General features: G+C 66.6%; 31 protein-coding genes and 1 other RNA gene. 16 read left to right on the top strand and 16 right to left on the bottom strand.

All coding sequences use genetic code 11. The features are described 5' to 3' along the window. Positions 1–94: 94 nt before the first annotated feature. Complete coding sequence (locus RT655_RS15360; protein ID WP_313538332.1) at positions 95–496, top strand: helix-turn-helix domain-containing protein; 402 nt, start codon at positions 95–97, stop codon at positions 494–496. A 57-nt stretch (positions 497–553) separates the two neighbouring features. Here the strand turns inward: RT655_RS15360 and RT655_RS15355 are convergent, their stop codons facing one another. Next, positions 554–1,573, bottom strand: a complete 1,020-nt coding sequence (locus tag RT655_RS15355; protein WP_313538330.1) for a hypothetical protein — start codon at positions 1,571–1,573, stop codon at positions 554–556. A gap of 407 nt (positions 1,574–1,980) precedes the next feature. Continuing rightward, the gene (gene pspF, locus RT655_RS15350; protein ID WP_313538328.1) at positions 1,981–3,021 is read right to left on the bottom strand and encodes a phage shock protein operon transcriptional activator; all 1,041 of its coding nucleotides are present in this window, start codon (positions 3,019–3,021) and stop codon (positions 1,981–1,983) included. A gap of 136 nt (positions 3,022–3,157) precedes the next feature. On the opposite strand from pspF, the gene RT655_RS15345 reads away from it, so the two are divergent. The 10 genes from RT655_RS15345 (at position 3,158) to RT655_RS15300 (ending at position 6,983) form a co-directional block, all read left to right on the top strand. After that, entirely contained in the window at positions 3,158–3,310 is a 153-nt protein-coding gene (locus tag RT655_RS15345) for a hypothetical protein (protein ID WP_313538326.1), read from the top strand. Positions 3,311–3,424: 114 nt separating this feature from the next. Further along, positions 3,425–4,093: a phage shock protein PspA gene (pspA, locus tag RT655_RS15340; protein ID WP_313538324.1), complete on the top strand. Its 669-nt coding sequence runs from the start codon at positions 3,425–3,427 to the stop codon at positions 4,091–4,093. Between the two features lie 3 nt (positions 4,094–4,096). Then, the gene (gene pspB, locus RT655_RS15335; protein ID WP_313538322.1) at positions 4,097–4,369 is read left to right on the top strand and encodes an envelope stress response membrane protein PspB; all 273 of its coding nucleotides are present in this window, start codon (positions 4,097–4,099) and stop codon (positions 4,367–4,369) included. Position 4,370: 1 nt separating this feature from the next. Further along, complete coding sequence (gene pspC / locus RT655_RS15330; RefSeq protein ID WP_313538320.1) at positions 4,371–4,742, top strand: envelope stress response membrane protein PspC; 372 nt, start codon at positions 4,371–4,373, stop codon at positions 4,740–4,742. A gap of 30 nt (positions 4,743–4,772) precedes the next feature. Beyond that, a complete protein-coding gene (locus RT655_RS15325) occupies positions 4,773–5,063 on the top strand; it encodes a hypothetical protein (protein ID WP_313538318.1) in 291 nt (96 codons plus the stop codon). A gap of 11 nt (positions 5,064–5,074) precedes the next feature. Beyond that, positions 5,075–5,401 (top strand): hypothetical protein, encoded by a 327-nt coding sequence (locus RT655_RS15320; protein WP_313538316.1) that lies wholly within the window; start codon positions 5,075–5,077, stop codon positions 5,399–5,401. Between the two features lie 13 nt (positions 5,402–5,414). Continuing rightward, on the top strand, positions 5,415–5,681 hold the full coding sequence (locus RT655_RS15315; protein WP_313538314.1) for a hypothetical protein: 267 nt from the start codon (positions 5,415–5,417) through the stop codon (positions 5,679–5,681). Positions 5,682–5,877: 196 nt separating this feature from the next. Beyond that, a complete protein-coding gene (locus RT655_RS15310; protein ID WP_121078207.1) occupies positions 5,878–6,156 on the top strand; it encodes a hypothetical protein in 279 nt (92 codons plus the stop codon). Positions 6,157–6,180: 24 nt separating this feature from the next. Continuing rightward, positions 6,181–6,429: a hypothetical protein gene (locus RT655_RS15305; protein WP_064313838.1), complete on the top strand. Its 249-nt coding sequence runs from the start codon at positions 6,181–6,183 to the stop codon at positions 6,427–6,429. A gap of 149 nt (positions 6,430–6,578) precedes the next feature. Further along, complete coding sequence (locus tag RT655_RS15300; RefSeq protein WP_313538310.1) at positions 6,579–6,983, top strand: SufE family protein; 405 nt, start codon at positions 6,579–6,581, stop codon at positions 6,981–6,983. A 186-nt stretch (positions 6,984–7,169) separates the two neighbouring features. On the opposite strand, the gene RT655_RS15295 is transcribed toward RT655_RS15300, so the two are convergent. The 12 genes from RT655_RS15295 to RT655_RS15240 form a co-directional block, all read right to left on the bottom strand. Next, complete coding sequence (locus RT655_RS15295; RefSeq protein ID WP_313538308.1) at positions 7,170–7,469, bottom strand: (2Fe-2S) ferredoxin domain-containing protein; 300 nt, start codon at positions 7,467–7,469, stop codon at positions 7,170–7,172. Further along, positions 7,466–8,002 (bottom strand): J domain-containing protein, encoded by a 537-nt coding sequence (locus tag RT655_RS15290; RefSeq protein ID WP_313538306.1) that lies wholly within the window; start codon positions 8,000–8,002, stop codon positions 7,466–7,468. Before RT655_RS15290 ends, RT655_RS15295 begins: the two co-directional genes overlap by 4 nt. A gap of 72 nt (positions 8,003–8,074) precedes the next feature. Next, an RNA gene (gene rnpB, locus RT655_RS15285) (RNase P RNA component class A) lies at positions 8,075–8,453 on the bottom strand. 41 nt (positions 8,454–8,494) lie between these two features. Then, the gene (locus RT655_RS15280) at positions 8,495–9,046 is read right to left on the bottom strand and encodes a hypothetical protein (protein ID WP_313538304.1); all 552 of its coding nucleotides are present in this window, start codon (positions 9,044–9,046) and stop codon (positions 8,495–8,497) included. Positions 9,047–9,151: 105 nt separating this feature from the next. Then, positions 9,152–9,853 carry an N-acetylmuramoyl-L-alanine amidase gene (locus tag RT655_RS15275; RefSeq protein WP_313538502.1) on the bottom strand — a complete coding sequence of 234 codons (702 nt, stop codon included), beginning with the start codon at positions 9,851–9,853 and terminating at the stop codon, positions 9,152–9,154. 43 nt (positions 9,854–9,896) lie between these two features. Beyond that, positions 9,897–10,748 carry a CheR family methyltransferase gene (locus RT655_RS15270; RefSeq protein ID WP_313538302.1) on the bottom strand — a complete coding sequence of 284 codons (852 nt, stop codon included), beginning with the start codon at positions 10,746–10,748 and terminating at the stop codon, positions 9,897–9,899. After that, entirely contained in the window at positions 10,745–11,830 is a 1,086-nt protein-coding gene (cheB, locus tag RT655_RS15265; protein WP_313538300.1) for a chemotaxis-specific protein-glutamate methyltransferase CheB, read from the bottom strand. Before cheB ends, RT655_RS15270 begins: the two co-directional genes overlap by 4 nt. A 25-nt stretch (positions 11,831–11,855) precedes the next feature. Further along, positions 11,856–12,221 carry a response regulator gene (locus RT655_RS15260; RefSeq protein WP_125977372.1) on the bottom strand — a complete coding sequence of 122 codons (366 nt, stop codon included), beginning with the start codon at positions 12,219–12,221 and terminating at the stop codon, positions 11,856–11,858. A 76-nt stretch (positions 12,222–12,297) separates the two neighbouring features. Beyond that, a complete protein-coding gene (locus RT655_RS15255; RefSeq protein WP_313538296.1) occupies positions 12,298–12,726 on the bottom strand; it encodes a chemotaxis protein CheW in 429 nt (142 codons plus the stop codon). Beyond that, positions 12,726–15,044, bottom strand: coding sequence for a chemotaxis protein CheW (locus RT655_RS15250; RefSeq protein WP_313538295.1), 2,319 nt, complete (start codon positions 15,042–15,044; stop codon positions 12,726–12,728). Before RT655_RS15250 ends, RT655_RS15255 begins: the two co-directional genes overlap by 1 nt. An 80-nt stretch (positions 15,045–15,124) precedes the next feature. Next, positions 15,125–15,769: a histidine phosphotransferase family protein gene (locus tag RT655_RS15245; protein WP_313538293.1), complete on the bottom strand. Its 645-nt coding sequence runs from the start codon at positions 15,767–15,769 to the stop codon at positions 15,125–15,127. A 244-nt stretch (positions 15,770–16,013) separates the two neighbouring features. Continuing rightward, on the bottom strand, positions 16,014–16,157 hold the full coding sequence (locus RT655_RS15240; RefSeq protein ID WP_121078233.1) for a lmo0937 family membrane protein: 144 nt from the start codon (positions 16,155–16,157) through the stop codon (positions 16,014–16,016). Between the two features lie 148 nt (positions 16,158–16,305). Here RT655_RS15240 and RT655_RS15235 point away from each other — a divergent pair, with 148 nt between their 5' ends. Both RT655_RS15235 and RT655_RS15230 read left to right on the top strand, forming a co-directional pair. Then, on the top strand, positions 16,306–16,968 hold the full coding sequence (locus RT655_RS15235; RefSeq protein ID WP_313538289.1) for a DsbA family oxidoreductase: 663 nt from the start codon (positions 16,306–16,308) through the stop codon (positions 16,966–16,968). A 74-nt stretch (positions 16,969–17,042) separates the two neighbouring features. Further along, a complete protein-coding gene (locus tag RT655_RS15230; protein WP_313538287.1) occupies positions 17,043–17,918 on the top strand; it encodes a hypothetical protein in 876 nt (291 codons plus the stop codon). Positions 17,919–17,956: 38 nt separating this feature from the next. Here RT655_RS15230 and RT655_RS15225 read toward each other — a convergent pair whose 3' ends face one another. Continuing rightward, entirely contained in the window at positions 17,957–18,358 is a 402-nt protein-coding gene (locus RT655_RS15225) for a M67 family metallopeptidase (protein ID WP_313538285.1), read from the bottom strand. Between the two features lie 18 nt (positions 18,359–18,376). On the opposite strand from RT655_RS15225, the gene RT655_RS15220 reads away from it, so the two are divergent. From RT655_RS15220 to mtgA, 3 genes are all read left to right on the top strand, one after another. Further along, complete coding sequence (locus RT655_RS15220; protein ID WP_313538283.1) at positions 18,377–19,333, top strand: RluA family pseudouridine synthase; 957 nt, start codon at positions 18,377–18,379, stop codon at positions 19,331–19,333. Positions 19,334–19,390: 57 nt separating this feature from the next. Next, on the top strand, positions 19,391–20,296 hold the full coding sequence (gene rpoH, locus RT655_RS15215) for an RNA polymerase sigma factor RpoH (RefSeq protein ID WP_093297535.1): 906 nt from the start codon (positions 19,391–19,393) through the stop codon (positions 20,294–20,296). Between the two features lie 62 nt (positions 20,297–20,358). After that, positions 20,359–21,102, top strand: a complete 744-nt coding sequence (mtgA, locus tag RT655_RS15210) for a monofunctional biosynthetic peptidoglycan transglycosylase (protein ID WP_409530274.1) — start codon at positions 20,359–20,361, stop codon at positions 21,100–21,102. 137 nt (positions 21,103–21,239) lie between these two features. On the opposite strand, the gene RT655_RS15205 is transcribed toward mtgA, so the two are convergent. After that, a complete protein-coding gene (locus RT655_RS15205) occupies positions 21,240–21,500 on the bottom strand; it encodes a hypothetical protein (RefSeq protein ID WP_093297538.1) in 261 nt (86 codons plus the stop codon). Positions 21,501–21,547: the final 47 nt, after the last annotated feature.

Raw genomic sequence — 21,547 nt, 5'->3', positions numbered from 1 at the left:
CAGTGCTGAATTGCTGGCGGCGATGTACGCCGCTAGGCTCCCAACGAAAGAAGGCACCCGAAAGATTTATACGCACCCGAAAGAGAGTGATGCCATGCCCGCCCTCCCACCTGCCGCGACGCCCTGCCCCGCCGAGATCGATCCCCGCGTCGAGGCGCTGGTGACCGAGGTGATCGGCCGCGTCGCCGACAAATGGACGATGCTGATCCTCGAGACGCTGATCGAGCAGGGCGAATCACGCTTCACCCGGATCGGCAAGGCCGTGCCCGGCATCAGCCAGAAGATGCTCACCCAAACGCTGCGCCAGATGGAGCGCGACGGGCTGGTGACCCGCACCGTGCACCCCGTGATCCCGCCGCGCGTCGACTATCGCCTGACGGATCTCGGCGAGAGCCTGGGCGAGGCGTTCTGCGGGGTGTGGCTCTGGGCGGCGGCCAATCTGGAGCGTATCGAGGAATCGCGCACCGCGTTCGACGCGCGCAATCCCAAGGCCTGATCCTCGAGCGCTAGGCCCGCGCGCGCCGGATGGTCCCGTCCGCGGCGCGAGAATGCTTCAAGGCTGCTGCTCCAGCCGTGCCACCATCCGCCGCACCGCGTCGATCTGGAAGCCGTGCCGCAGCTGAAAGCCGAAGGGTTCGCTATACCCCCACCAGTCCCAGCAGCCGAGTGGGTTGCCCTCGATAAGCGTCGACTTGTCGACCTGCGGATAGAGCATGATGATCCGGTTGCCGTCTGCCCAGCCGTTATAGCCAAGCCGCGCATAGAGGATGTCACTGTTCAGCGTGTCGGCGCTCTGCAGGCAGCCATGGAAGACCACATGTACCGCACACGCGGCTCCGCGCTCCCGGCAGGATGCGGGCACATAGACATAGCCCCGGTCCGCCAGCATCGCAGGGCGGCCGCGATACAGGCGCTGGTCGAACGGCATCGGCGTGGCGGACAGCACCGCCGGCGGCCGCGCCTTCAACCCATAGATATGGTTCAGGATCGCATAGGGCTGGTCATAGGGGGCGCCTTCGTACAGGCAGGAGACGATGAAGGTCGGGGTGGTGTCTCCGCAGTCGGGACCCACGATGCTGGCCGAGACGAAGGCATGGCTTGCCGGCACCCCGTCGACATAGCGCAGCGCGGGCTCCGGCACCCCGGCAAGGCCGTAAAACGCCCGCAGCGATCGCATCACCGCCGGCGCGACGACCAAATCCTTGGTGCCGCTGAACAGATAGATGCGCTGCCGTGCGATGTTCGCCACCGGATCGATCACCCGATCGCGGGCAAACCCGGTCGCTGCTTCCCAACTCCGTGCGGGCGACCACGCCTTGTCCATGCAGAACGGCTTGGCGCCAGCCGCACGGAATACCGAGCCGCAATTGTACAGCCCGCCCGCAACGATGCCGACCCCCATCACCTCGCTTGACCAGGCGACCGAATATTGGACCGCCATGAAGCCGCCCGAGGATAGGCCGGACACGGAAACCTTGGTGCGATCCGCCCCCAGCGCCGGCAGCTCCTGCGCGGAAGTACAGGGCACCCAGCACAGCGTAAGCAGCGAAATGAAAACGAAAAAGGCGCGCATCTCTCACCCCCCGGTGACCATGATGATCTGCGCCACGGCCGCTCTTCGGCGGCCACTGGTCGCACCTGCGATCCGGCATGATCCGTAGCATGGTTCGCTGCATCCGCGAATGCAAAATGGCGGCGCGCGCATAGCGAGCGCCAGTTAAAGGTCGCCGGGGGGGCAGATCACCGCTAGGTCGTCGCACCCGGCATAGGCAGGGAGACTGCTGGCGAAATAGCGCGCAGGCGTCCGGGGCGCAGCGGAGGCTTTGCGGGGCCGCTTGCCGACCGCTTGCGGCACCATCATCCTGGTCGCCTGCCGAGATCCATTGCCGGCGACCTCAAGGGTCTTTCCGCTTGCGCCCTATGGGCCACCCCGCCTTATCGCTAACCGATCGCAACACTATCGCGAACGGTTAGCGATAATTATCCCCCCGCCCCCAATAGGTCGTGCCGCCGCAGGGCGTGGCGCAACTGATCATAGGTCAGCCCCAGTGCCTCGGCGGTGACGCGCTGGTTGAAGCGGTGCTCCGATAGCGCTTGCGACAGGAGCTGTTTCTCGAACCGCGATACCCGCGTTTTGAAGTCGCCGCCAAGATCCGCGAGGGAAGGCGGTGCGGGGGTGGCGGCAACGGGCGCCGCAGGCGCCGCAGGCTTCTCGACCGGGCTCATCGACGAGGCCATCGGTCGCGGCCGATAGGGGGAGGCAAAGGGATCGATCTCGATTCGGTCAACCGGGCCGCCGTGATCCCAGCGATACACCGCACGCTCGACCACGTTGCGCAGTTCGCGGACATTGCCCGGCCAGTCGTAGGAAAGCAGCGCATCGATCGCATGCGGCCCCCAGCCCGGCCAGTCCTGCCAGCCAAGTTCGGAGGCCATCCGCCGCCCATAGAACTCCGCCAGCACCTCCACGTCGCCGCCCCGGTGCCGCAGCGGCGGCAGTGTCACCACCTCGAAACTCAGGCGGTCGAGCAAGTCGGCGCGGAAGGTGCCCTTCTCCACCCGGTGAGGCAGATGCTCGTTGGTCGCCGCGACGATGCGCACGTCCACCCGCACCGGCCGAGAGGAACCGATCCGGGTGATCTCGCCATATTCGACCGCGCGCAAGAGCCGCTCCTGCGCTCCCATCGACAGCGTCCCGAGCTCGTCAAGAAACAGCGTACCGCCATCGGCCTCCTCGAAGCGCCCGGTGCGCGCCTTGGTCGCGCCGGTAAAGGCACCCGCCTCATGGCCGAACAGCTCGGCCTCGATCAGCGTCTCCGGAAGCGCCGCGCAGTTCATCGTGACCAACGGCTGGTCCCAGCGCGGGCTCAGACGATGGAGGCGCTCGGCCACGAGCTCCTTGCCGGTGCCCCGTTCGCCGATCACCAGCACCGGGCGATCGAGCGCCGCTGCCCTGCTCGCCTGTTCCAGTGCGTCGAGAAAGGCCGACGATTGGCCGATGACCTGGGTGATCCGCTCCATTCCTTAGGCTTGGCGAATTTTCCCAACTGTTAGCAAGTGCAATTTGGTAAACTACATTTGTAGTCAAAATGAAAATGGCGGATTTCCGCCCTTTCTCGAAACTGGCACGCCTCCTGCACAGATGGAGGCAAGCCCGATGACGGGCACCGACATCAACCTACCAAGGTTCAGGAACACGATCATGACCAACCAGATCCACACCCTCCGCAACGCCTTCGTGGCGGTTTCCTTCGCCTTCCTCGCCAGCGTGGTTCTCACCGCCGGCGCGGTGGCCCCGGCGATCGCCTGAGGCGGGCACACGAGGTCTCCCGGCACGACGTTCCCTCGCCGTGCCGGAGCCGCCGGGAGGGCCCCCATCCCTCCCGGCGGCACCCCCAAAGAACATACGAAGGAGCGCAATATCATGGGTATCTTCTCGCGAACCCGCGACATCATCGCCGCCAACGTTACCGACCTGCTCGATAAGGCCGAAGATCCGGCGAAGATGATCCGCATGATCATCCTCGAGATGGAGGAAACCCTGGTCGAGGTTCGCGCCAGCGCCGCCCGGACGATCGCCGATCAGAAGGAAATGCGCCGCCACATCGCGAAGCTCGAAAAGCTGCAGGAAAGCTGGACCGAGAAGGCCGAGCTGGCCCTGTCCAAGGACCGCGAGGACCTTGCCAAGGCCGCGCTGGTCGAACGCCAGAAGGCCGCCGACATGTGCGACCAGCTGCAGCAGGAAATTGCCGTGCTCGACGATGCGCTCCGCGCTTCGGAAGAGGACATCAACAAGCTGCAGAACAAGCTGCGCGAGGCCCGCACCCGGCAGAACTCGGTCGTCGCCCGCCTGGAAAGCGCCAACAACCGCGCCCGCTTGCGGGAAATGACCAACGGGTCGAAGATGCAGGACGCCTTCTCGCGCTTCGACATCCTGGAACGCCGCGTCGATCTGGCCGAAGGGCGTGCCGATGCGATGGGCCTGGGTGGCAACCCGAAGACGCTCGACGAGGAAATCGCCGAACTCCGCTCGTCGGAGAAGGTCGATGCCGAACTCGAGGCGCTGAAGGCTCGTCTCAACAAGGGAGCCTGATGCGTGAACGACTTCCTCATCCCGGTCTTCATCTGCGCCATCCTCTTCATCGGATTGCCCTGGATCGTTTTCCACTACGTCACGAAGTGGAAGCAGGCCGGGACGATCACCCGGGAAGACGAGAACCTGCTGGATGACCTCTACCGCACGGCGCGCATGCTCGAAGACCGGCTGATGACGGTCGAACGGATCATTGCCGCCGACAACCCCGACTATCGCCCGCTCTCGGCCCAGCGCCACGAGCAGGTGCCGTACGATCCTTCACGGAGGAACTGAGATGTCCGCTCGCACCAAATTCTACCTCGACAAGCAGAACGGCAAGTTCATGGGCGTCTGCGCCGGCCTGGCGGATTATACCGGGATCGACGTGACCTGGGTGCGAGTGGCCACCGTGCTGCTCACCGTCGCCACCGGCTGGGTAGCCTTGGGGTATTTCGTGATCGCCTGGATCGCGAACCCCAAGCCGGTGGGCCTCTATGACACGCCGGAGGACGAACGCTTCTGGCAGGGTGTCCGGTCGAGCCCCAAGCGCTCCACCGCCGAGGTCCGCTCGAAGTTCCGCGACATCGACCGCCGGCTCGCCGACATCGAGATGTTCTACACGAGCCGCAACACCCGGCTCGCCGACGAGATCGACAGCCTGCGCTGAGGCGCAGGCTGTCAACAGGGAGGCAAGGCAATGAACTGGGGTGGTCCCGAATTCGTGATCGCGCTGATGGCGATCTCCACCTTCGGGTGGCTGGCCAACAACTGGATCCGCGCGAAGCATGCATACTCGATCAGCGACGATCACGGCGAGAACATCCACAAGGCCGATCCTGACGCCAATCGCAAGATCGACCTGCTCGCAGCCGAAAACGAACGGCTCGCAGGTCAGATCAGCCGGCTGGAAGACCGGATTTCGGTGCTCGAACGGATTGCCACCGATCCCGCCGAACGCACTGCCCGCGCCATCGACGCGCTGCGCTGAGGAGACGACCGATGATCGAAGTAGCGCTTGCACCCTTCATGCCCTGGATCATCCTTTCGGGCATATCGCTGGGGTTCTTCGGGATCGCCGCGGGCATCCTCAGCCACTGGCTCCGCATCAAGCACGGCTATCCGCTGGAAAACGCCTGGGGCAAGTCGGTCTACCCGCAGCGCAATGACGAGACGGTCGAGCGGGTCAAGCTGCTCAGCCAGGAGAATGGCCAGCTGCGCGCCGAACTGAGCGCGGTGAAGGATCGGCTCGCCAATGTAGAGCGCATCGTGACCGATGGCGCCCACCAGCTCGATCGCGAGATCGACGCGCTGCGCCGCTCAAACTGAAGGAGCCCGACCCATGATTTCCCCCATCCTCATCCCGATCCTCGGCATTAGCTGCGGCCTCGTGGCGATCATCGGCGGCGTCTTCTTCCGCCCTCTGTTCAAGCTTTGGGAGCGCCGCATGGAAATCGAGGCGCAGATGACCGCGGAAAAGGCCGCACAATATGCCGCCCAGACCGCCCGGCTGGAGCAGCGGGTCCAGGTTCTCGAACGGATCATCACCGATCGCGGCATGGGTCTTTCCGAAGAAATCGAGAAGCTGCGCGACGCGCCGCTGAACTGAAGAAACGTTTCCACCGTCTTCTAAGCAAGGAAATTCTGATGATTGTCATGCTCGCAGTGCTTGCCGCACTGTGCGGGGGAGCTATTGCCCTCGCTGAAAGCCGCGATCGCCCCCGCCGCCGCGCCCTCCGCGCCGCCCAGGCATCGCAAGCAGGGAACTGAGGCGCCACGCGCGCCGGTTAGGGGAGTAAGGTGCAATGAACCCGTTCGAAATGGTCGTGGCCATCATCGTCGTGATCACGATCGGCAAGGTTCTCCAGGCGCGCTACGGCGTGATCAAGGGGGGCCGGGGCGACAGGATGGAAGGCCTGGCAAGCCGCGATCCCGCCGAGAAGTTCGAGGCCGACCGCCTCCGCGATGAGATCCGCGCCCTCAAGGAGCGCGTCCAGGTGCTCGAGCGCGTCATCACCGACAATGAAAACAGCCTGCGGCTCGACCATGAGATCGAGAAGCTGCGCGACAAGAACCGGATCTGAGCCATGTTTCTGGGAGCGAACCCCATGACTGTCGACCCACAGACCACCCTCACCCTTGCCGTCTCCGGGCTGGCCGGGCTGGGCATGATCACCGCCGCGGCGCTGTCCGGCTGGCGCGGCTGGCTGGCGCTGAAGCACCGCGAGCTCGTCGAGCTCCGCCGCCCCGAGCCGACCGCCGCTACGATGCCCAGCCCCGCCTCCCGGATCGAGCTGGCCGACCTCAAGGAACGCATCCGCAAGCTGGAAGCGATCGCCGCCGGGGTGGACCTGTGAACCAGGCGACCCCGCCGGTGGCGGATACCCAGCCCGCCCCGGCGCCGGTGCGCCCCCCCCGCCCCCGGCTCGGCCTGCGCTACGACGCGCCTACGGCCAAGTAACCACGAGGCTGGAAAAGCGCGGCCGGTGCGGCTAGCGCGGACGCCATGACCAGCCTCGACGATCTCCAGGAAGAATACGGGTTTCTCGACGCCGATGATCGCTATCGCTTGCTGATCGATCTCGGCAAGGCGCTCGAGCCGATGCCCGACCCGCTCAAGACCGATGCGACGCTGGTGCGCGGCTGCTCGGCCTCGGTGTGGGTCTATCCGACGCGGACCGACGACGGGCAGCTCCACTTCCTGGCGGATTCGAACGCGGCGATCACCAAGGGCATCATCGCGCTGGTGCTGCTGACGGTGCAGGACCGCAGCCCCGCCGAGATCCTGGCGACCGACATCGAAGGCGCGCTGGCGCCGTTCGACCTGAAGAACCAGCTCAGCTCGAACCGGACGCAGGGCATTCCCAACATGATCGCGCTGATCCGCGAAACGGCGGCGCGCTACGCGTAAGCCCCTCTCCCCGCCGAGGGAGAGCGCAAGCCGTTCGCTTCAGCACGCTACATCGTCATCCCCGCGAAGGCGGAGATCCATTGCCGCTGAAAGCACGGTTCTTTCCTCAAGCGTACAGGCGAATGGATTCCCGCCTTCGCGGGAATGACGATGGGAGGTTGGAGAGGGCACCGCCTTGCGCGGGACTTAGGAAAGCCCCAGCTCTTTACCGACCTCTTCGAGGTCCGCGCCCTTCTTTACGATCAGCCATTCGCGCGCCTGCGCGCCGTTGACCACGGTCACCGCGCCGCCGGGGCATACGCCGAGGCACTTGGTCTCGACCACGCCGACTTCCGCCTTGCGCCCCTTGCCGAGCCCGAACTCCTTGCGCAGCGCCTTGGCGAGCGACAACTTGCCCTTCGGCCCGAAGCCGCCGCCGAGCTTCTTCGAGCATTTCCCGCAGACCAGCACCGCATTGCCCCAGTTCGACGCGACCAGCTGGCTCATTGCGGCTTCCACTGCCGCCGGTCCTCGGCGGTCTTGAGCACGTCGTACGCGGCCTGGATCGCCTGGAACTGCCTGGCCGCGGCGGCATCGTTCGGCCGCACGTCGGGGTGATATTCCTTGGCGAGCCGCCGCCAGGCGCCGCGCACCGTCTCGAACGTCGCGTCGACCTCCAGCTCCAGCACTTCCAGCGCCTTCATCTCGTCGCGCGAGCGGCTGCCGTCGCCGGGTCCGGCCCAGCTGTTGGTCGCCGAATGGGCGTAGCCGTTGGCGGTGCGCCGCTCGTTCGCCTCGCGCTGCGCCGCCTCTTCCGCGGTGAGCCCGGCGAAATAATCCCAGTTGCGGTTATATTCCGCGGCATGTTCCTCGCAGAAATACCACCGGTCCGGATTGTTCGGAGACTTGGGCGCAGGCCGGTCGCCCGGTTTCTCGCAGCCGTCGCGGTCGCACAGCCGCACGCGCGCGGCCTCGCGCTCCGAGCCATACTCGCGCCAGCGGGGAAAGCCCCAGTCCATCGATCGCGTGTGTCGCGCCATAACTCGCCCAAATAGGCATGGGGCCGGCCAAAGGCCAGAGCCCGCCGCACCGCAGCAGCTGCCAAAAACCAAAATGCCAGAGGGTCTGTAAGCCGGGTTCTGTCCACCCCCGAAAGGGATAGGCGACCATTCCTCTAGGCGACGGATTGCTCCGCCGCTCCAGCAACCAACCCGGACGACGCGCCGGAACGAGGCGCATGTGCCGTCCCTATTCGGTCTTGCTCCCGGTGGGGTTTACCAAGCCGCTTCCGTTACCGGTCGCGCGGTGCGCTCTTGCCGCACCCTTTCACCCTTGCCCTTACCCCGGCGAACCGGGGCAGTGGGCGGTCTGCTCTCTGTGGCACTTTCCCTGGGGTCACCCCCGGCGGGCATTACCCGCCACCGTCGTTCCGTGGAGCCCGGACTTTCCTCCCCTTGCATCGCTGCAAACGGCGGCCGCCCGACCCTCTGGCGCGGTCCGCTCTAGCGGCTTCGCGCCGGGGCGCAAGCGGTTCAGCGCTGTGCGGCTGGCGGCGCGCTCGGCGCGGGCGCAGACTCGCTGGTGGTCGCGGGTGCGATCTCGGCGCTGGCCGCAGGCGCAGCGGGCTGCGGTGCCGCTTCGACCCGCGCCGCGGCGGCCTGCTCGGACGCAGCGACCTCGCGCGACTTGGCCTGATCAGCCGACTCCTGCGCATCGGCACGGGCGTCCTGCGCCTTTTTCGCGGCGTCCTGGTCCTTGGCCTGATCCTTCGCCTTGTCGGCGTCCTGCGCGCGCTGTTCCTCGGGCTGCTCGCTCGGTTCGACCTTCACCGGCGCCATCGCGGTTCCCCAGGCCTGCACCTCGATCCGCCACTGGGTGCTGGTCGTCCCGCCAGCCAGCGCCGCACGGCGATAGTCGGCGCCGACGCTCACCACCTTGTCGGCGCCGGCAACGCGGGCGACCCGGTGCAGCTCCGCGGTCGCCTCGGCAGCGGTGGGCGCGTTCATGATGCCGATGCCAGGCCCCTTCGCGTCGCCGCGAACCAAGCTGGTCAGGCGCACATGCACCGGGCCCATAGGTGCCATCGCAGCGCGAATCGAGTTGCTCACCGTTCGTACCTCCGGCGTGCATCCCATCAAGTTCCGCTTAGAATTCCGTAACCAAACATGGTTAGCGGGTATCGATTGGCGTCAGTCTTCCCCCTGCGGACGAGGCAGCAGCAGCGCGAGCAGGATGCAACGACACTCCATGTCGACCTCGCCGTCGATCAGTTCGGGGCGAAAGCGCCGCTGGAAGGCCGTGACCGCCGCGATCGGATCGGTCACGTCATAGCCGAACCGCTCGAGCGCCAGCATGAAGCCGCCCTCGGGCCAACCCGGATCGACCAGATTGCGCGTCGGCCGCGGCAGCGCGAGCCGAAGCCGCGCAAGCGCATGCCAGTTGAACAGCTCTCCCGGATCCTGCTTGCGCACCGGGGCCACGTCCGAATGGCCGACCACGTTGCCGCGGGTGATGCCATGCCGCTCCTTGATGTCTGCCACCAGCGGGATCAAGGAACTCATCTGCTCGGGCGTGAACGGCCGGTAGCCGAACTCGTGGCCCGGATTGACGATCTCAATGCCGATCGACGCCGAGTTGACGTCATCGATCCCGCGCCAGTGCGCGCGGCCCGCGTGCCAGGCGCGCTTGGCCTCGTCGACCAGCCGGAAGATGCGGCCATCCTCCTCGATCAGATAATGCGCCGAGACCTGCGCGTCGGGATCGCGCAGCCGCGCCAGCGCCGCCTCGCCGCTCTCCATGCCTGTATAGTGGAGCACGATCATCGAGATGGGAGAGAGGCGCTCGCCGAAATTGGGCGAAGGCGCGTCGATGATGTCGAGGCCGCTGGTCATGCATTCTTCTACTGCACGCATTGGCGCTGACAATCCGCCCGTCTCAACCGGCCACCGCGCGCGGTGCAGGCTCGGCATCGGCGGTGCGGTAGAAGCCGCGAAACGCCTCGCTGGGGGTGAAATGCTCGGTCAGCCCGATCACCGTCTCGCCCGCGCCGAGCACCAGCAGACCGCCCAGCTGAATCGCGGTTGCCAGCCGGTCGAACACCTGGCGGCGCAGCGGTGCCGAGAAATAGAGCATGACGTTTCGGCACAGGATAATGTCGAACTTGCCGGCGGGCGGCACATCGGCGGTCAGGTTGTGCTGGCGGAACTGGACGCGACGGACCAGCTCCTGCCGGGCGACCCAGTCGCCGCCCTCGGTATCGAACCACTGGACCATCCGCCGCACGGGCAGTCCGCGCTGGATTTCGAACTGCGAAAAGCGCCCGGCCCGCGCACGCGCGAGTGCGGCGGCAGACACGTCGGTAGCGACGATCTCGGGCGGCATCGGGAACGCATCGGCCTTCTCGTCGAACAGCATCGCCAGCGACAGCGGTTCCTGCCCGGTCGAGCAGCCGGCCGACCAGATGCGCAGCCGGCGGTTGCCGATCGCCGCCTGCGTCGCCACCGCGGCCGCCGCGATCTGATCGAGCACCGCCACGTCGCGGAAGAAGCTGGTTTCCTGGTTGAGCAGTACGTCCACCACCTGATCCGCCAACTCCCCCGATCGCGCGCCAAGCAACTGTCCCACCAATGCGTCGAGGCTCGGCAGCCCGCGTTCGCGCAGCACGGGCTTGAGCGCCGTTTCGATCCGCCATGCGCGGTTGGCGGCGATCTGCTGGCCGGTGCGCTGCTCGAGCAGCGACCCGATCAGCTGCATCGCCCCGCCGCTTGGCGCCATATGGTCGATCATCGCGCGCCTCCCCTGCCGATCAGCCGGCCAATTTCGTCGGGCGGCAGCACCGCGCTCGCCCGTCCTGCGGTCGCCACCGCGCCCGGCATGCCCCAGACGACCGAGCTCGCCTGATCCTGCACCAGCACCTTGGCGCCTTCCTCGATCATCCGCCCGGCGCCCTCGCAGCCGTCGCGGCCCATGCCGCTCAGCACCACGCCCAAGGCGCGCGCGCCGAATACCTCGGCGATGCTGTCGAACATCGGGTCGACCGAGGGCATGCAGCCGCTACGCGCCCATTCGGTGCTCAACCGGATCGCCGCGCCCTCGGAGGTGCGGACGACTTTCATGTGCGCGTCGCCGGGCGCGATCACGATCCGGCCGGGGCGGATCCGCATCCGGTCGGTCGCGACGTCGCATGGTCGACTGCCGAGCACCGCGAGCTGGGTAGCGAAATAGCTCATGAAGCTGGCCGGCAGATGCTGGGTGACCAGGATCGGGATCTGAAAGCTCGCCGGGATCTGACGGAAAAACTGGCTCAGCGCATGGATGCCCCCCGTCGAGGCTCCGATCGCCACGATCTGGAAGGCATCGAGCTGGATGCTCGCGCTCGCGGGGCGCGGCAATGGGGTGGCGGGACTCGCAGCGACGGGATCCGCCGGCATGTCGAACAGCTTCGCAAGCCGATCCTCCAGCACCTCGGCGAAGCGCCCGCCGAACGCGCCGACGCCGGGTTTTACCAGCGTGTCCGCGGCGCCCAGTGCCAGCGCCTGCAACGTGGTCGCCGCGCCTTCGTCGGCCGAGGACGAGACGATCAGCACCTTCGCACCCTTGCCCGCGGCGACCATGTCGGGCAGCGCGGTCAGGCCATCGATGCCGGGCATCGCGATGTCGAGCAGGATGATGTCGACCGTCTCGCGTGAGAGATAGTCGAGCGCGGCGCGCGCTTCGCTAAGCGCCGCGGTCACCCGGAAGCGTCGCGTGCCTTCGATCATGCGGCTCAGCACCGAGCGTGCAACGACCGAATCGTCAACGATCAGCACGCGCCCCGGGGCGGGGACGTCGGCCGAATCGATCGGTTGCGGGGAAGACAGGCTCGTCACGCGGGCGCGCTCCGACGGGAGGAAGTCAGGCGACGCCGACGATCTGCAGCTTGCTTTCCAGCGTTTCGCGATCGAACGGCTTCATCACATATTCGTCGGCGCCGGCCTCGATCGCCGCGCGGATGTAAGCCATGCCGTTCTCGGTGGTGCAAAACACCACCTTGGGGCGCTTCTCCAGCCCGGAATTCTTGAGCGCGCGCAGGAAATCCATGCCGCTCATCACCGGCATGTTCCAGTCGAGCAGCACCACGTCGGGCGTGGCGGCCAGGCAGGAATCGAGCGCTTCGCGCCCGTCACCGGCCTCGCGGACTTCGAAATCGAGGGTTTCGAGAATGTGCCGGGCGACTTTCCGGATCACTTTCGAATCGTCCACGACGAGGCACGTCTTCATGGGTCCCTGATCCCCTGGCAGGTGTCTTTGAAATTGCACTGTAGCTGCAAGGTGTAAGCTTCGCGTTAATCCGCGTTCAGGAAAGCAGCGCCGATGCCGGGACGAGCGCGGCGAGATCGACGACCAGGATCGGCTCGCCATCGCGCTCGACCAATCCGCGTGCCGCGTTCCGCCAATTCCCTTCCAGCGCGATGCCGCTGGCGAGCGGGCGCAGCTCGAAAGGTTCTACGTCCTCTAGTGTGTCGACCAGCATCGCATAGTGATGCCCGTCGATCGCGGTGATCACCGCGCGCCGGGCGAGCGTGCAGCCGTTCATGCCCAGCGCCGCCTCGGTATCGACGACGGTGACGACCCGGCTGCGCAGCGCCGCGAGCCCGCGCACCGCCTTGGCTGCGCGCGGCACCGCGGTCACCTCGCCGATGTCGACCACCGATTCGACCTGATCGGAATCGATCGCCACGGTGCGCCCTGCCACCTCGGCGATCAGATACAGTTGCTTCGCCATCAGCACCCTCCCCGTGCGCCGACCCGCGCTTCGAGCGCGAAGAGCAGCCCCGCGCGATCGTAGCGATAGACGCTGTCGTCGCCCGGCTCGGCCTGGCGCTTGCGGCGCAGGCGAACCACTGGCGCCGCCGGCGTACCCGGATCGGCCGCATCGGCGGCGAGCACCACCGCCGGGATCTCGCCCGGCGCCAGGCTTGCCGCGACGCGGTAGCCGGCCGTCTCCAGCAGCGGGCGGACGAAGGTCGCCAGCCAGCCGTCCCTGTCCCCGGCGAGCAGGCAGAGCGGCGCGTCCTTGGCCGCGACACGATCGACATGCATGTCGAACACCCACAGCACGTCGAGCACTTCGATCTGCTCGCCTTCGACCAGCGCCACGCCCATCGCCGCGCCGGGCGAGCGCGCGGGCGCGATTTCGGCAGGCAAGGTCACGATCTCGATCGCCTCGTCGATCGCATAGGCGACTTCGGCATCCTCGTCCTTGAGCCGCAGCACGCTCAGCCGCTCGCGGCCGTCGAGCGTCCCCTGCATCGCCAACGGCACGATCCGCCCGTCGATCGCGAGCCGATGGCTGCCCGCAGCGATCTGCACCTGCGTGGTCCATACCTTCTCGACGCGATCGACCGCCGCCAGCGGCACCGCCCGGCGCACGCCGTCGAGATCGTCGAACAGCAAGGCCGGCAGCCCAGGCGCTGCTGCCTCCTCGACGACGTCGCCGAACGCGGCGCTAAGGTCGCGGCTGAAATCGAGCCCGCCCACCCGCGCCATGCCCGCGCTGTCGAGCAGCAGCATCGGCAGGCCGGAATCGGGCAAGGTCTGTCCGGCATAGATGCCGGTCGCCATCACCGCAGGGGAGGCGGGCTTGATCACCAGCTCCTCATTGTCGTGCACCTCGTCGACGGCGAGCGCATAGCTCCCCGCCGCTGCCGCGACGATGACGAGCATGCGCGGCCCGTGCCGGTCGCGGTCGGGGCAGAGCTCGAGCAGGGTACCGAGATCGAGCAGCGGCATGCGTCGCTCGCGTACGGTGGCCACCGGCGTCCCGCCGAGTTGATCGATACGAATCGCCTCCCCGCGCTCGCTGACGATCTCCTCGATCGACTGGCGCGGAATGGCGAAGCGCTGCTTGCCTGCCCCGACGATGATCGCCGAGATGATCGACAGCGTCAGCGGCACGTGGATGGCGATGCGCAGCCCCTTGCCGGGGACGTTGTCGAGCTCCACGCGGCCGCCGATCTGGTCGATCCGCGCCTTGACCACGTCCATGCCGACACCGCGGCCGCTGATCTCGGACACGGTGTCCTTACTGGACAAGCCGGGGTGGAACATCAGCTCCAGCTTGGCCGCATCCGTCAGTGCATGCAGGTCGCGCGCGCTACGGATACCGCCCAGAGCGAGCTTCTGGACCAGCCGGTCGACATTTACCCCGCGCCCGTCATCGGCGATCTCGACGATGATCTGGTTGCCCGATTGCCGCGCCGACACGCATAGCCGACCGGCCTCGCGCTTGCCCGCGGCGCGACGCTCCGCCGGCGCCTCGATGCCGTGGTCGATCGCGTTGCGGATGATATGCACGAGCGGATCGCGCATCATCTCGATCATTTCGCGATCGAGTTCGACGTCCGATCCCTCGACCTGCAACGCCACCGACTTGCCCAGCCCCGCCGCGGTATCGCGCACCATGCGCGGCAGCGGAGAGAACAGCGCGTCGATCTTCTGCATCCGCGTGCGCGTCACGGTGTCGCGCATCTCGCCGACGGTCAGCGACAGCCGCTCCAGCGCGGCCTCCACCGTCGGATCGACCTCGCCGATGCGAAGGCGCCGGGCCAGCTCGTTGCGCGCCAGCACCATCTCGGACATGCCGCTCATCATCCGGTCGAGCAGGTCGACGCCGAGCCGCACGCTGCGCGCGGGCGCGCGTTGCGCCACCAGCGACGGCAGCACGATCTCGTCGGATCCTTCGGCGAGCGCCGCGATCAGCAATTCCTCGCCGCTATCGTCCAGCGCGGCGCCGGCATCGATCGCCTCGACGATCTCGCCGATCCGGTCGACCACCGCGAGCACGGCGTTGACCAGCCCGCGATCGGGCACCCGCGCGCCGTCGCGTACCTGCGCCAGCACGTCCTCAGCGGCGTGCGCCAATCGCTCCAGCCGTGGCAGGTCAAGAAAGCCGCAGCTGCCCTTCACGGTGTGGACGAAGCGAAAAATGGCATCGAGCCGCGCCCGGTCGTCGGGCTGCGACTCCCAGGCGACGATCTCGCCCGAAAGCGCCTCGAGCGTCTCGCGCGTCTCGGCGATGAAGTCCTGCAGCAGGTCGTCCATGGGGCCCCGGTGGAAATTTCCAGGGGCCACCATGGCGGTCGAGGGTTAATACCCGGTTATGGAGCCCGATCCTTCTGGGCTCAGCCGACCGGGAAGGACGCTCCAAACAGCAGCACTTCGGAATCGGGCGGGCTCACCTGGAGCTCGCCGCCGTGCTGAATCACCAGCTCGTGCGCCAGGAACGCGGCCGCCGCGCGCGGGGTAATCGGCACCTCCTCGCGACCACCGGCGAGTGCGCCGCGGAGCTCGGGGTCGAGCACGATACGCGGACCGTCCGCGCGGATCACGATCTCGATCGTCCCCTCGGTAGTCTCGGCGCCGATGTCGAGCTGCCCGCCGCGGACCAGCGCGTCACCGCCGATCAATGCGAGGTTGAGCAGCACCTTGATCGCCTGCTTGGCCATCACCGGCTCCTCGACCATCCAGCCGATCTTGACGCGGTGATTGTCGCCGAACAGCCCTTCGAGTGCCGCCTGCGCCTCGCGCGTGTCCACCGTCTCGCCGAATCCGCCGGCCGCACCGAACGCGAGGCGGAAAAACTTGAGCTTGTTCGCGCTGGCCCGCGCACTTTCCGCCAGCAGCTCCAGGCAGCGCGCGCGCATCTCAGGATCATGTTCGTCGGCAAGCAGTTCCAGACCGTTGTTGAGCGCGCCCACGGGGCTCAACAAGTCGTGGCACAGGCGCGAACAAAGCAGACTGGCGAATTCGGTAGGGCTGATATTCAAGTTCTGAGGCTCCGGCTGTGAATCCCCTTTGGCGCAGCGGATGGGAAGCTGCAAGCATCGCGGCGGCATCCTCGCGCGATCGGTGGCACACTCGGGACAACCCGGGGGGGGGCGCTGCGGTCACGTCGTAACGCGCCGAATAGCTGCGCTTGCTGGAGGGGTAGAAAATCATCGCGGCGCATGTTTTCGCGCCACGCGCATGGCGAGGCCCGGTGGGCGCGAATGCGTCCCACCGGGCCCGGCGTCAGACCCTGCGGCCGGTGAACAGCTGGATCAGGCCGATCACGAGCGCGATCACGAGCAGGATGTGGATGATGCCGCCGGCGATGTGGAACGAGAAGCCGAGCAGCCACAGGATGACCAGGATTACGACGAGCGTCCAAAGCATTGTATCTCTCCCTGAAATTCGGTCCGGTTAACGTGAGGAGGGGCCAGATCGTTCCGGCTGCGCGCCGCACGCGCAGACTTTTCAGACGCTTCGGTCTGGTCTAGCGCCAAACCCCATCTTTGCAGGCCCATCTTTGCGGGAGCGCACCATGCCCAGAACCCTGACGATTGATTTCGTGTCCGACGTGGTCTGCCCCTGGTGCGTGATCGGCCTGAAAGGGCTGGAAGAAGCGCTTGCCCGCGTGGGCGATGTGGTAACGGCGGAAATCCGCTTTCATCCGTTCGAGCTCAATCCGGCGATGGCGCCCGAAGGCGAGAACATCGTCGAGCATATCGGCCGCAAATATGGCGCGAGGCCCGAACAGTCCGCCGGCACACGCGCAATGATACGCGAGCGCGCGGCCGCACTCGGTTTCACCATGGCGATGGGCGACGGGTCCCGCATCTACAATACGTTCGACGCGCACCGGCTGCTTCATTGGGCCGGGCTGGTCGGCCCTCAGCGCGCGCTGAAGATGGCGCTGTTCTCCGCCTATTTCACCGAGGGGAAGAACCCCGGCGATCGCGCCGTTCTGCTGGCCGCCGCAGCACAGGCCGGGCTCGATGCCGCCGAGGCCGGGCGTGTGCTGGACGCGGGGCGCTATGCCGAGGAGGTGCGCGCCGAGGAAGCGCTATGGCAATCGCGCGGCATCCAGTCGGTTCCCGCCATCGTCGTCGACCAGCGCTATCTGATCTCGGGCGGGCAGCCGCCCGAAGCCTTCGAGCAGGCGCTACGCCAGATCGCCGCAGAGGCGGACCGACCGTCCGCATAGCTCGTTTCGGAATCGAATTGTTCTCGATACATGCCGCATGCTAGCGCGACCGAGCAAAGTGGGGATCGATAACGGTGCTACAGGCGGCAACAACCAACCCGGAGGCGCTGCCTCCGCACTGGGTCGAGATCGCGGCGCATCCGGCCTTCGGGCAGGCCGCGCGGCGCTTTGCCGCCAATATCCTTGCCGTCGCGGAGGCTGATCGCACGCTGGCCGCGGTGTTCAAGGATGCCGGCCACTACATCACCGCGATGTCGGCGGCCTATCTTAACACGCGCGGCGGCCTCACCCTCACCCTGCTCCGTCAGATCTGCGCCGCCACCGGGCTGCTGACCGCCAATCGCGCGGCCGCGCTGATCGAATTCATGCAGCACATCGGCGTTCTCGCCCCGGCCGCGGACCATGGCTATCGGACGACCCCGGCCTTCCAGCGCGCTTGGTGCCGGCACATCCAGGCGGCGCTGGAGCCCGCCGCCATGCTCGATCCCTCGCTCGCGCCTGTCGCGGCAACACTGGAGAATCCAGGGGGCTATCAGCAGTTTCTCAGCGTCCAGGCGAGCCGGCTCTTTGCGCTGGCGAGCGGACCCGATCCCTTCCCCAGCCTTCGCGCGTCGTTCCTCCACCCGTTGGCAGGCTGCGCGATTTTGCACACGCTGGCGCTGACCTGCACCGACGATAGGTTTGTACCGGTCGAAAGCGCGAGCGTGCCGCTTGCAGCGCTGTCGCGGCGGTTCGGCGTCTCGCAGCCGCATGTCCGCCGCCTGCTCAAGCGCGCCGAGGCGAACCGCTTCCTGCTGCATGTCGGCCCCAGCCGGCGCGCCTTCCACCCGGAGGGCTTCCCGACGATCCGCTACCATTATGCCGCGCATCTCAGCGAGATGATCGAATGCGGGCGACTGGTGCTGGCGGGATTGGCGGACGCGAGAGAATGCACATCGGCCTTGGCGTAAGCGTCCCCTCGCCCGCCATGGGGGGATACGGCTCTTCTTTAGATGACGAGCAGAGTCTCTTCCACGAACCGGTCCCACAGGCCCCCATCTCCCGCCCGCCAGCAGGTGACGTACTCTCCGCCAAGGATCACCCACAGCCTCCCATCCGGCGCCGCCATCGCCGCATCGGTACGCGAAGGGCTGGCATCCCCGCTCGGATGCGAGTGCCAATAGCCGAGCAGCGTCGCTCCCCCTGCCCGCTCCCCCCGCAGCGCGGCGAATAATGCCGCGGGGTCGATCTCGAACCGGATCTCGGGTGCATCGGAAACGTTTGCACATTCCGTGAAGCGTTCGATCCTGTCTCCGGCCCCGAGCAACAATCCGCATGCTTCCCGCGGCGACGCGGCCGTAGAGGCTTTTTTCATACCGGTCAGTATGGATCTTGAAATCGTAACGCCCATGCCCATTTCCGGTAAAACATGATTCAGGGGGTTTCCATCTTAGAAGCGCGGATCGCGGACGAGGCGCATGGCTGGCGGCTCGACCGTGCCTTGACCGATGCGCTGCCGACACTGTCGCGTGAACGCGTCAAGACGCTGATCTCTTCCGGCGCCGTCACGGGCCCGGACGGGAACCTCGCCCGCGACCCCGCCCGCAAGGCAGTGGGCGGCGCAACCTTCCAGGTCGTCGTGCCCGATCCCGCGCCTGCGCACAACGAAGCGCAGGACATCCCGCTCAACGTGGTGTTCGAGGACGAGCATCTGATCGTGATCGACAAGCCGGCGGGCCTGGTCGTCCACCCGGCGGCGGGCAATCTCGACGGCACGCTGGTCAACGCGCTGCTGCACCACTGCGCAGGCCAGCTTTCGGGCATCGGCGGCGTCGCGCGGCCAGGGATCGTCCACCGGATCGACAAGGATACGTCGGGCCTGATGGTCGCTGCCAAGACCGATCGCGCGCATGTCGGCCTCGCCGCGCAGTTCAAGGCGCACAGCATCGACCGGCGCTACCGGGCGATCGCCAGCGGCCGGGTGCTGGCCGCCTCGGGCACGGTCAATGCGCCGCTCGCCCGCTCGCCAAGCAACCGCAAGAAGATCGCGGTCTGTTCGCCCGGTCACGGCAAGCATGCAATTACCCATTGGACCCGGCTGAACCAACTGCGCGACGCGACGTTGATCGAATGCCGGCTAGAAACCGGACGTACCCATCAGGTGCGCGTGCACATGGCGTCGATCGGCCACCCGCTGGTGGGCGACCCTCTATATGGAAGTATGCGTTCCACGCATCGCGGACTTCTGGCAACCTCGGGGTTCCAGCGCCAGGCATTGCATGCGGCACGTCTCGGGTTCATCCACCCGATCAAAAGTAACGCTTTGGCGTTCGATAGCGTAATGCCTGCAGACATGCAGGAACTGTTCAACCAGCTTCTCGTATGAGGTTTGGGCGCCCGAGTCCCCGCTGGACCGGCACCCGTTGGAAAGGGAGAAACGATCATGGCTAGCGGCAGCAACGTCCCCGCGACGATTCCCGCGCTCGGTGGCGAGGCGAGCCTCAATCGCTATCTGGCCGAGATCAAGAAATTTCCGATCCTGAGCCCCGAGCAGGAATATATGCTCGCGAAGCGCTTCCAGGAGCATGGGGACACCGATGCGGCGGCGCAGCTGGTCACCTCGCACCTGCGTCTCGTCGCGAAGATCGCGATGGGCTATCGCGGCTATGGCCTGCCCGTCTCGGAGCTGATCTCCGAGGGCAATATCGGCCTGATGCAGGGCGTGAAGAAGTTCGAGCCCGATCGCGGCTTCCGCCTCGCCACCTATGCGATGTGGTGGATCCGCGCTTCGATCCAGGAATTCATCCTGCGAAGCTGGTCGCTCGTCAAGATGGGCACCACCGCCGCGCAGAAGAAGCTGTTCTTCAACCTGCGCCGGATGAAGGCCAAGCTCGACGCGTTCGAGGATGGCGATCTCAGCCCCGAGAACCTCGCCAAGATCGCCACCGATCTGGGGGTGACCGAGGAAGAGGTCACCTCGATGAACCGCCGCATGGCGATGGGCGGGGATACCTCGCTCAACGTGCCGATGCGCGAGGACGGCGAGAGCCAGTGGCAGGACTGGCTCGCCGATGAAGGCCCGCTGCAGGACGAATCGGTCGCCGACGCGCAGGAGGCGGATGTCCGCCACGACATGCTCGTCTCGGCGATGGAAGACCTGAACGAACGCGAGAAGCACATCCTCACCGAGCGTCGCCTGACCGACGATCCCAAGACGCTCGAGGAACTGAGCCAGGTCTATGGCGTGTCGCGCGAGCGCGTCCGTCAGATCGAGGTGCGTGCCTTCGAGAAGCTGCAAAAGGCGATGATGCGCCTCGCCGGCGACCGCCGCCTGCTCGCGACCCACTGATCGGGCCCGCGGTTCCTGCGAGGTGATTGCAGGAACCGCCCCGGCTGGGGCATGGCGGGTGTGTGAGCAAGAATCGCGCCCGCCCCGCCTCCGCCCGCCGTTCCTCGGCCCGCCCACATAAGCCCTGGTGGCGCCGGCTGATCGTGCTGGGCTTGCAACTCGTTTTCGGCTTCGTGCTGCTGTCGCTGCTGATGGTGACGGTCTATCGCTTCGTACCGCCGCCGATCACCTGGACGATGCTCGGTGACGTGTTCGCCGGCCATGGCGCCACCAAGGACTGGATGCCGCTCCGCCAGATCGACCCGAGCATGGCGCGTGCGGTGATCGCTGCGGAGGACGCACGCTTCTGCCAGCACAACGGCTTCGATTTCGCGGCGATCGAGAAGGCCTATCAGCGCAATGCCCAGGGCAATCACAAGATTCGCGGCGGCTCGACGATCAGCCAGCAGACCGCCAAGAACGTGTTCCTGTGGCAGGGCGGCGGCTATTTCCGGAAGGGACTGGAAGCGTATTTCACGGTGCTGATCGAGAATATCTGGGGCAAGCGGCGGATCATGGAGGTATACCTCAACGTCGCCGAGACCGGCATCGGCACCTACGGCGTCAACGCCGGGGCCGAGCGCTATTTCCACCACGACGCGTCGCAGCTCTCGGACCGCGAAGCGGCGCTGATCGCCACGGTGCTGCCGCTGCCCAAGAAGCGCGCGGCGATCGACCCGCGCGGGTTCACCCGGCGCTATGGCAACAAGATCAATGCGCGGATTAACGTGGTCGCGGGGAACGGGCTGGACCGCTGCTTGAAGTGAGCCGACGCTTCGGCTCCTGCGCTCCCCTTCCGCTTGCGGGAGGGGTCGGGGAGGGGCTGAAACGTAGCAGCAGCGCTTCTACCACGTCGCCCCCTCCCCCAGCCACTCCCGCGAGCGGGAGGGGAGTTTAGAAGGATTTACTTCGCCGCGTCCTTCGCCGCGTCGCCGACATCCTTCGCAGCATCGCCGACGCTGCTCGCGGCGCTGGTTACCGCGTTGGTCTTGGCGTTCTCGCGTGCATTCTGGTTGAACAGGTAGAAGGCCCCGATCACCACCGCGATCAGTACCGCCAGCCCGATCAGCGCCATGCCGGCACCGCCGCCGCTGCGGCGCTCGATCACCGTGGTGTGGGTCGCGCGGTCGGTCGCCACGCCGTCTTCAACGATACGGTCCGCCATGTCGTCTCTCCTCGATTGTGTCTGGCGACAGCAACCGAGGGGACGAA

It is taken from the genome of Sphingomonas sp., assembly GCF_032114135.1.
Classification (GTDB): domain Bacteria; phylum Pseudomonadota; class Alphaproteobacteria; order Sphingomonadales; family Sphingomonadaceae; genus Sphingomonas.
This window is presented reverse-complemented; position numbering and strand designations above follow the sequence as displayed.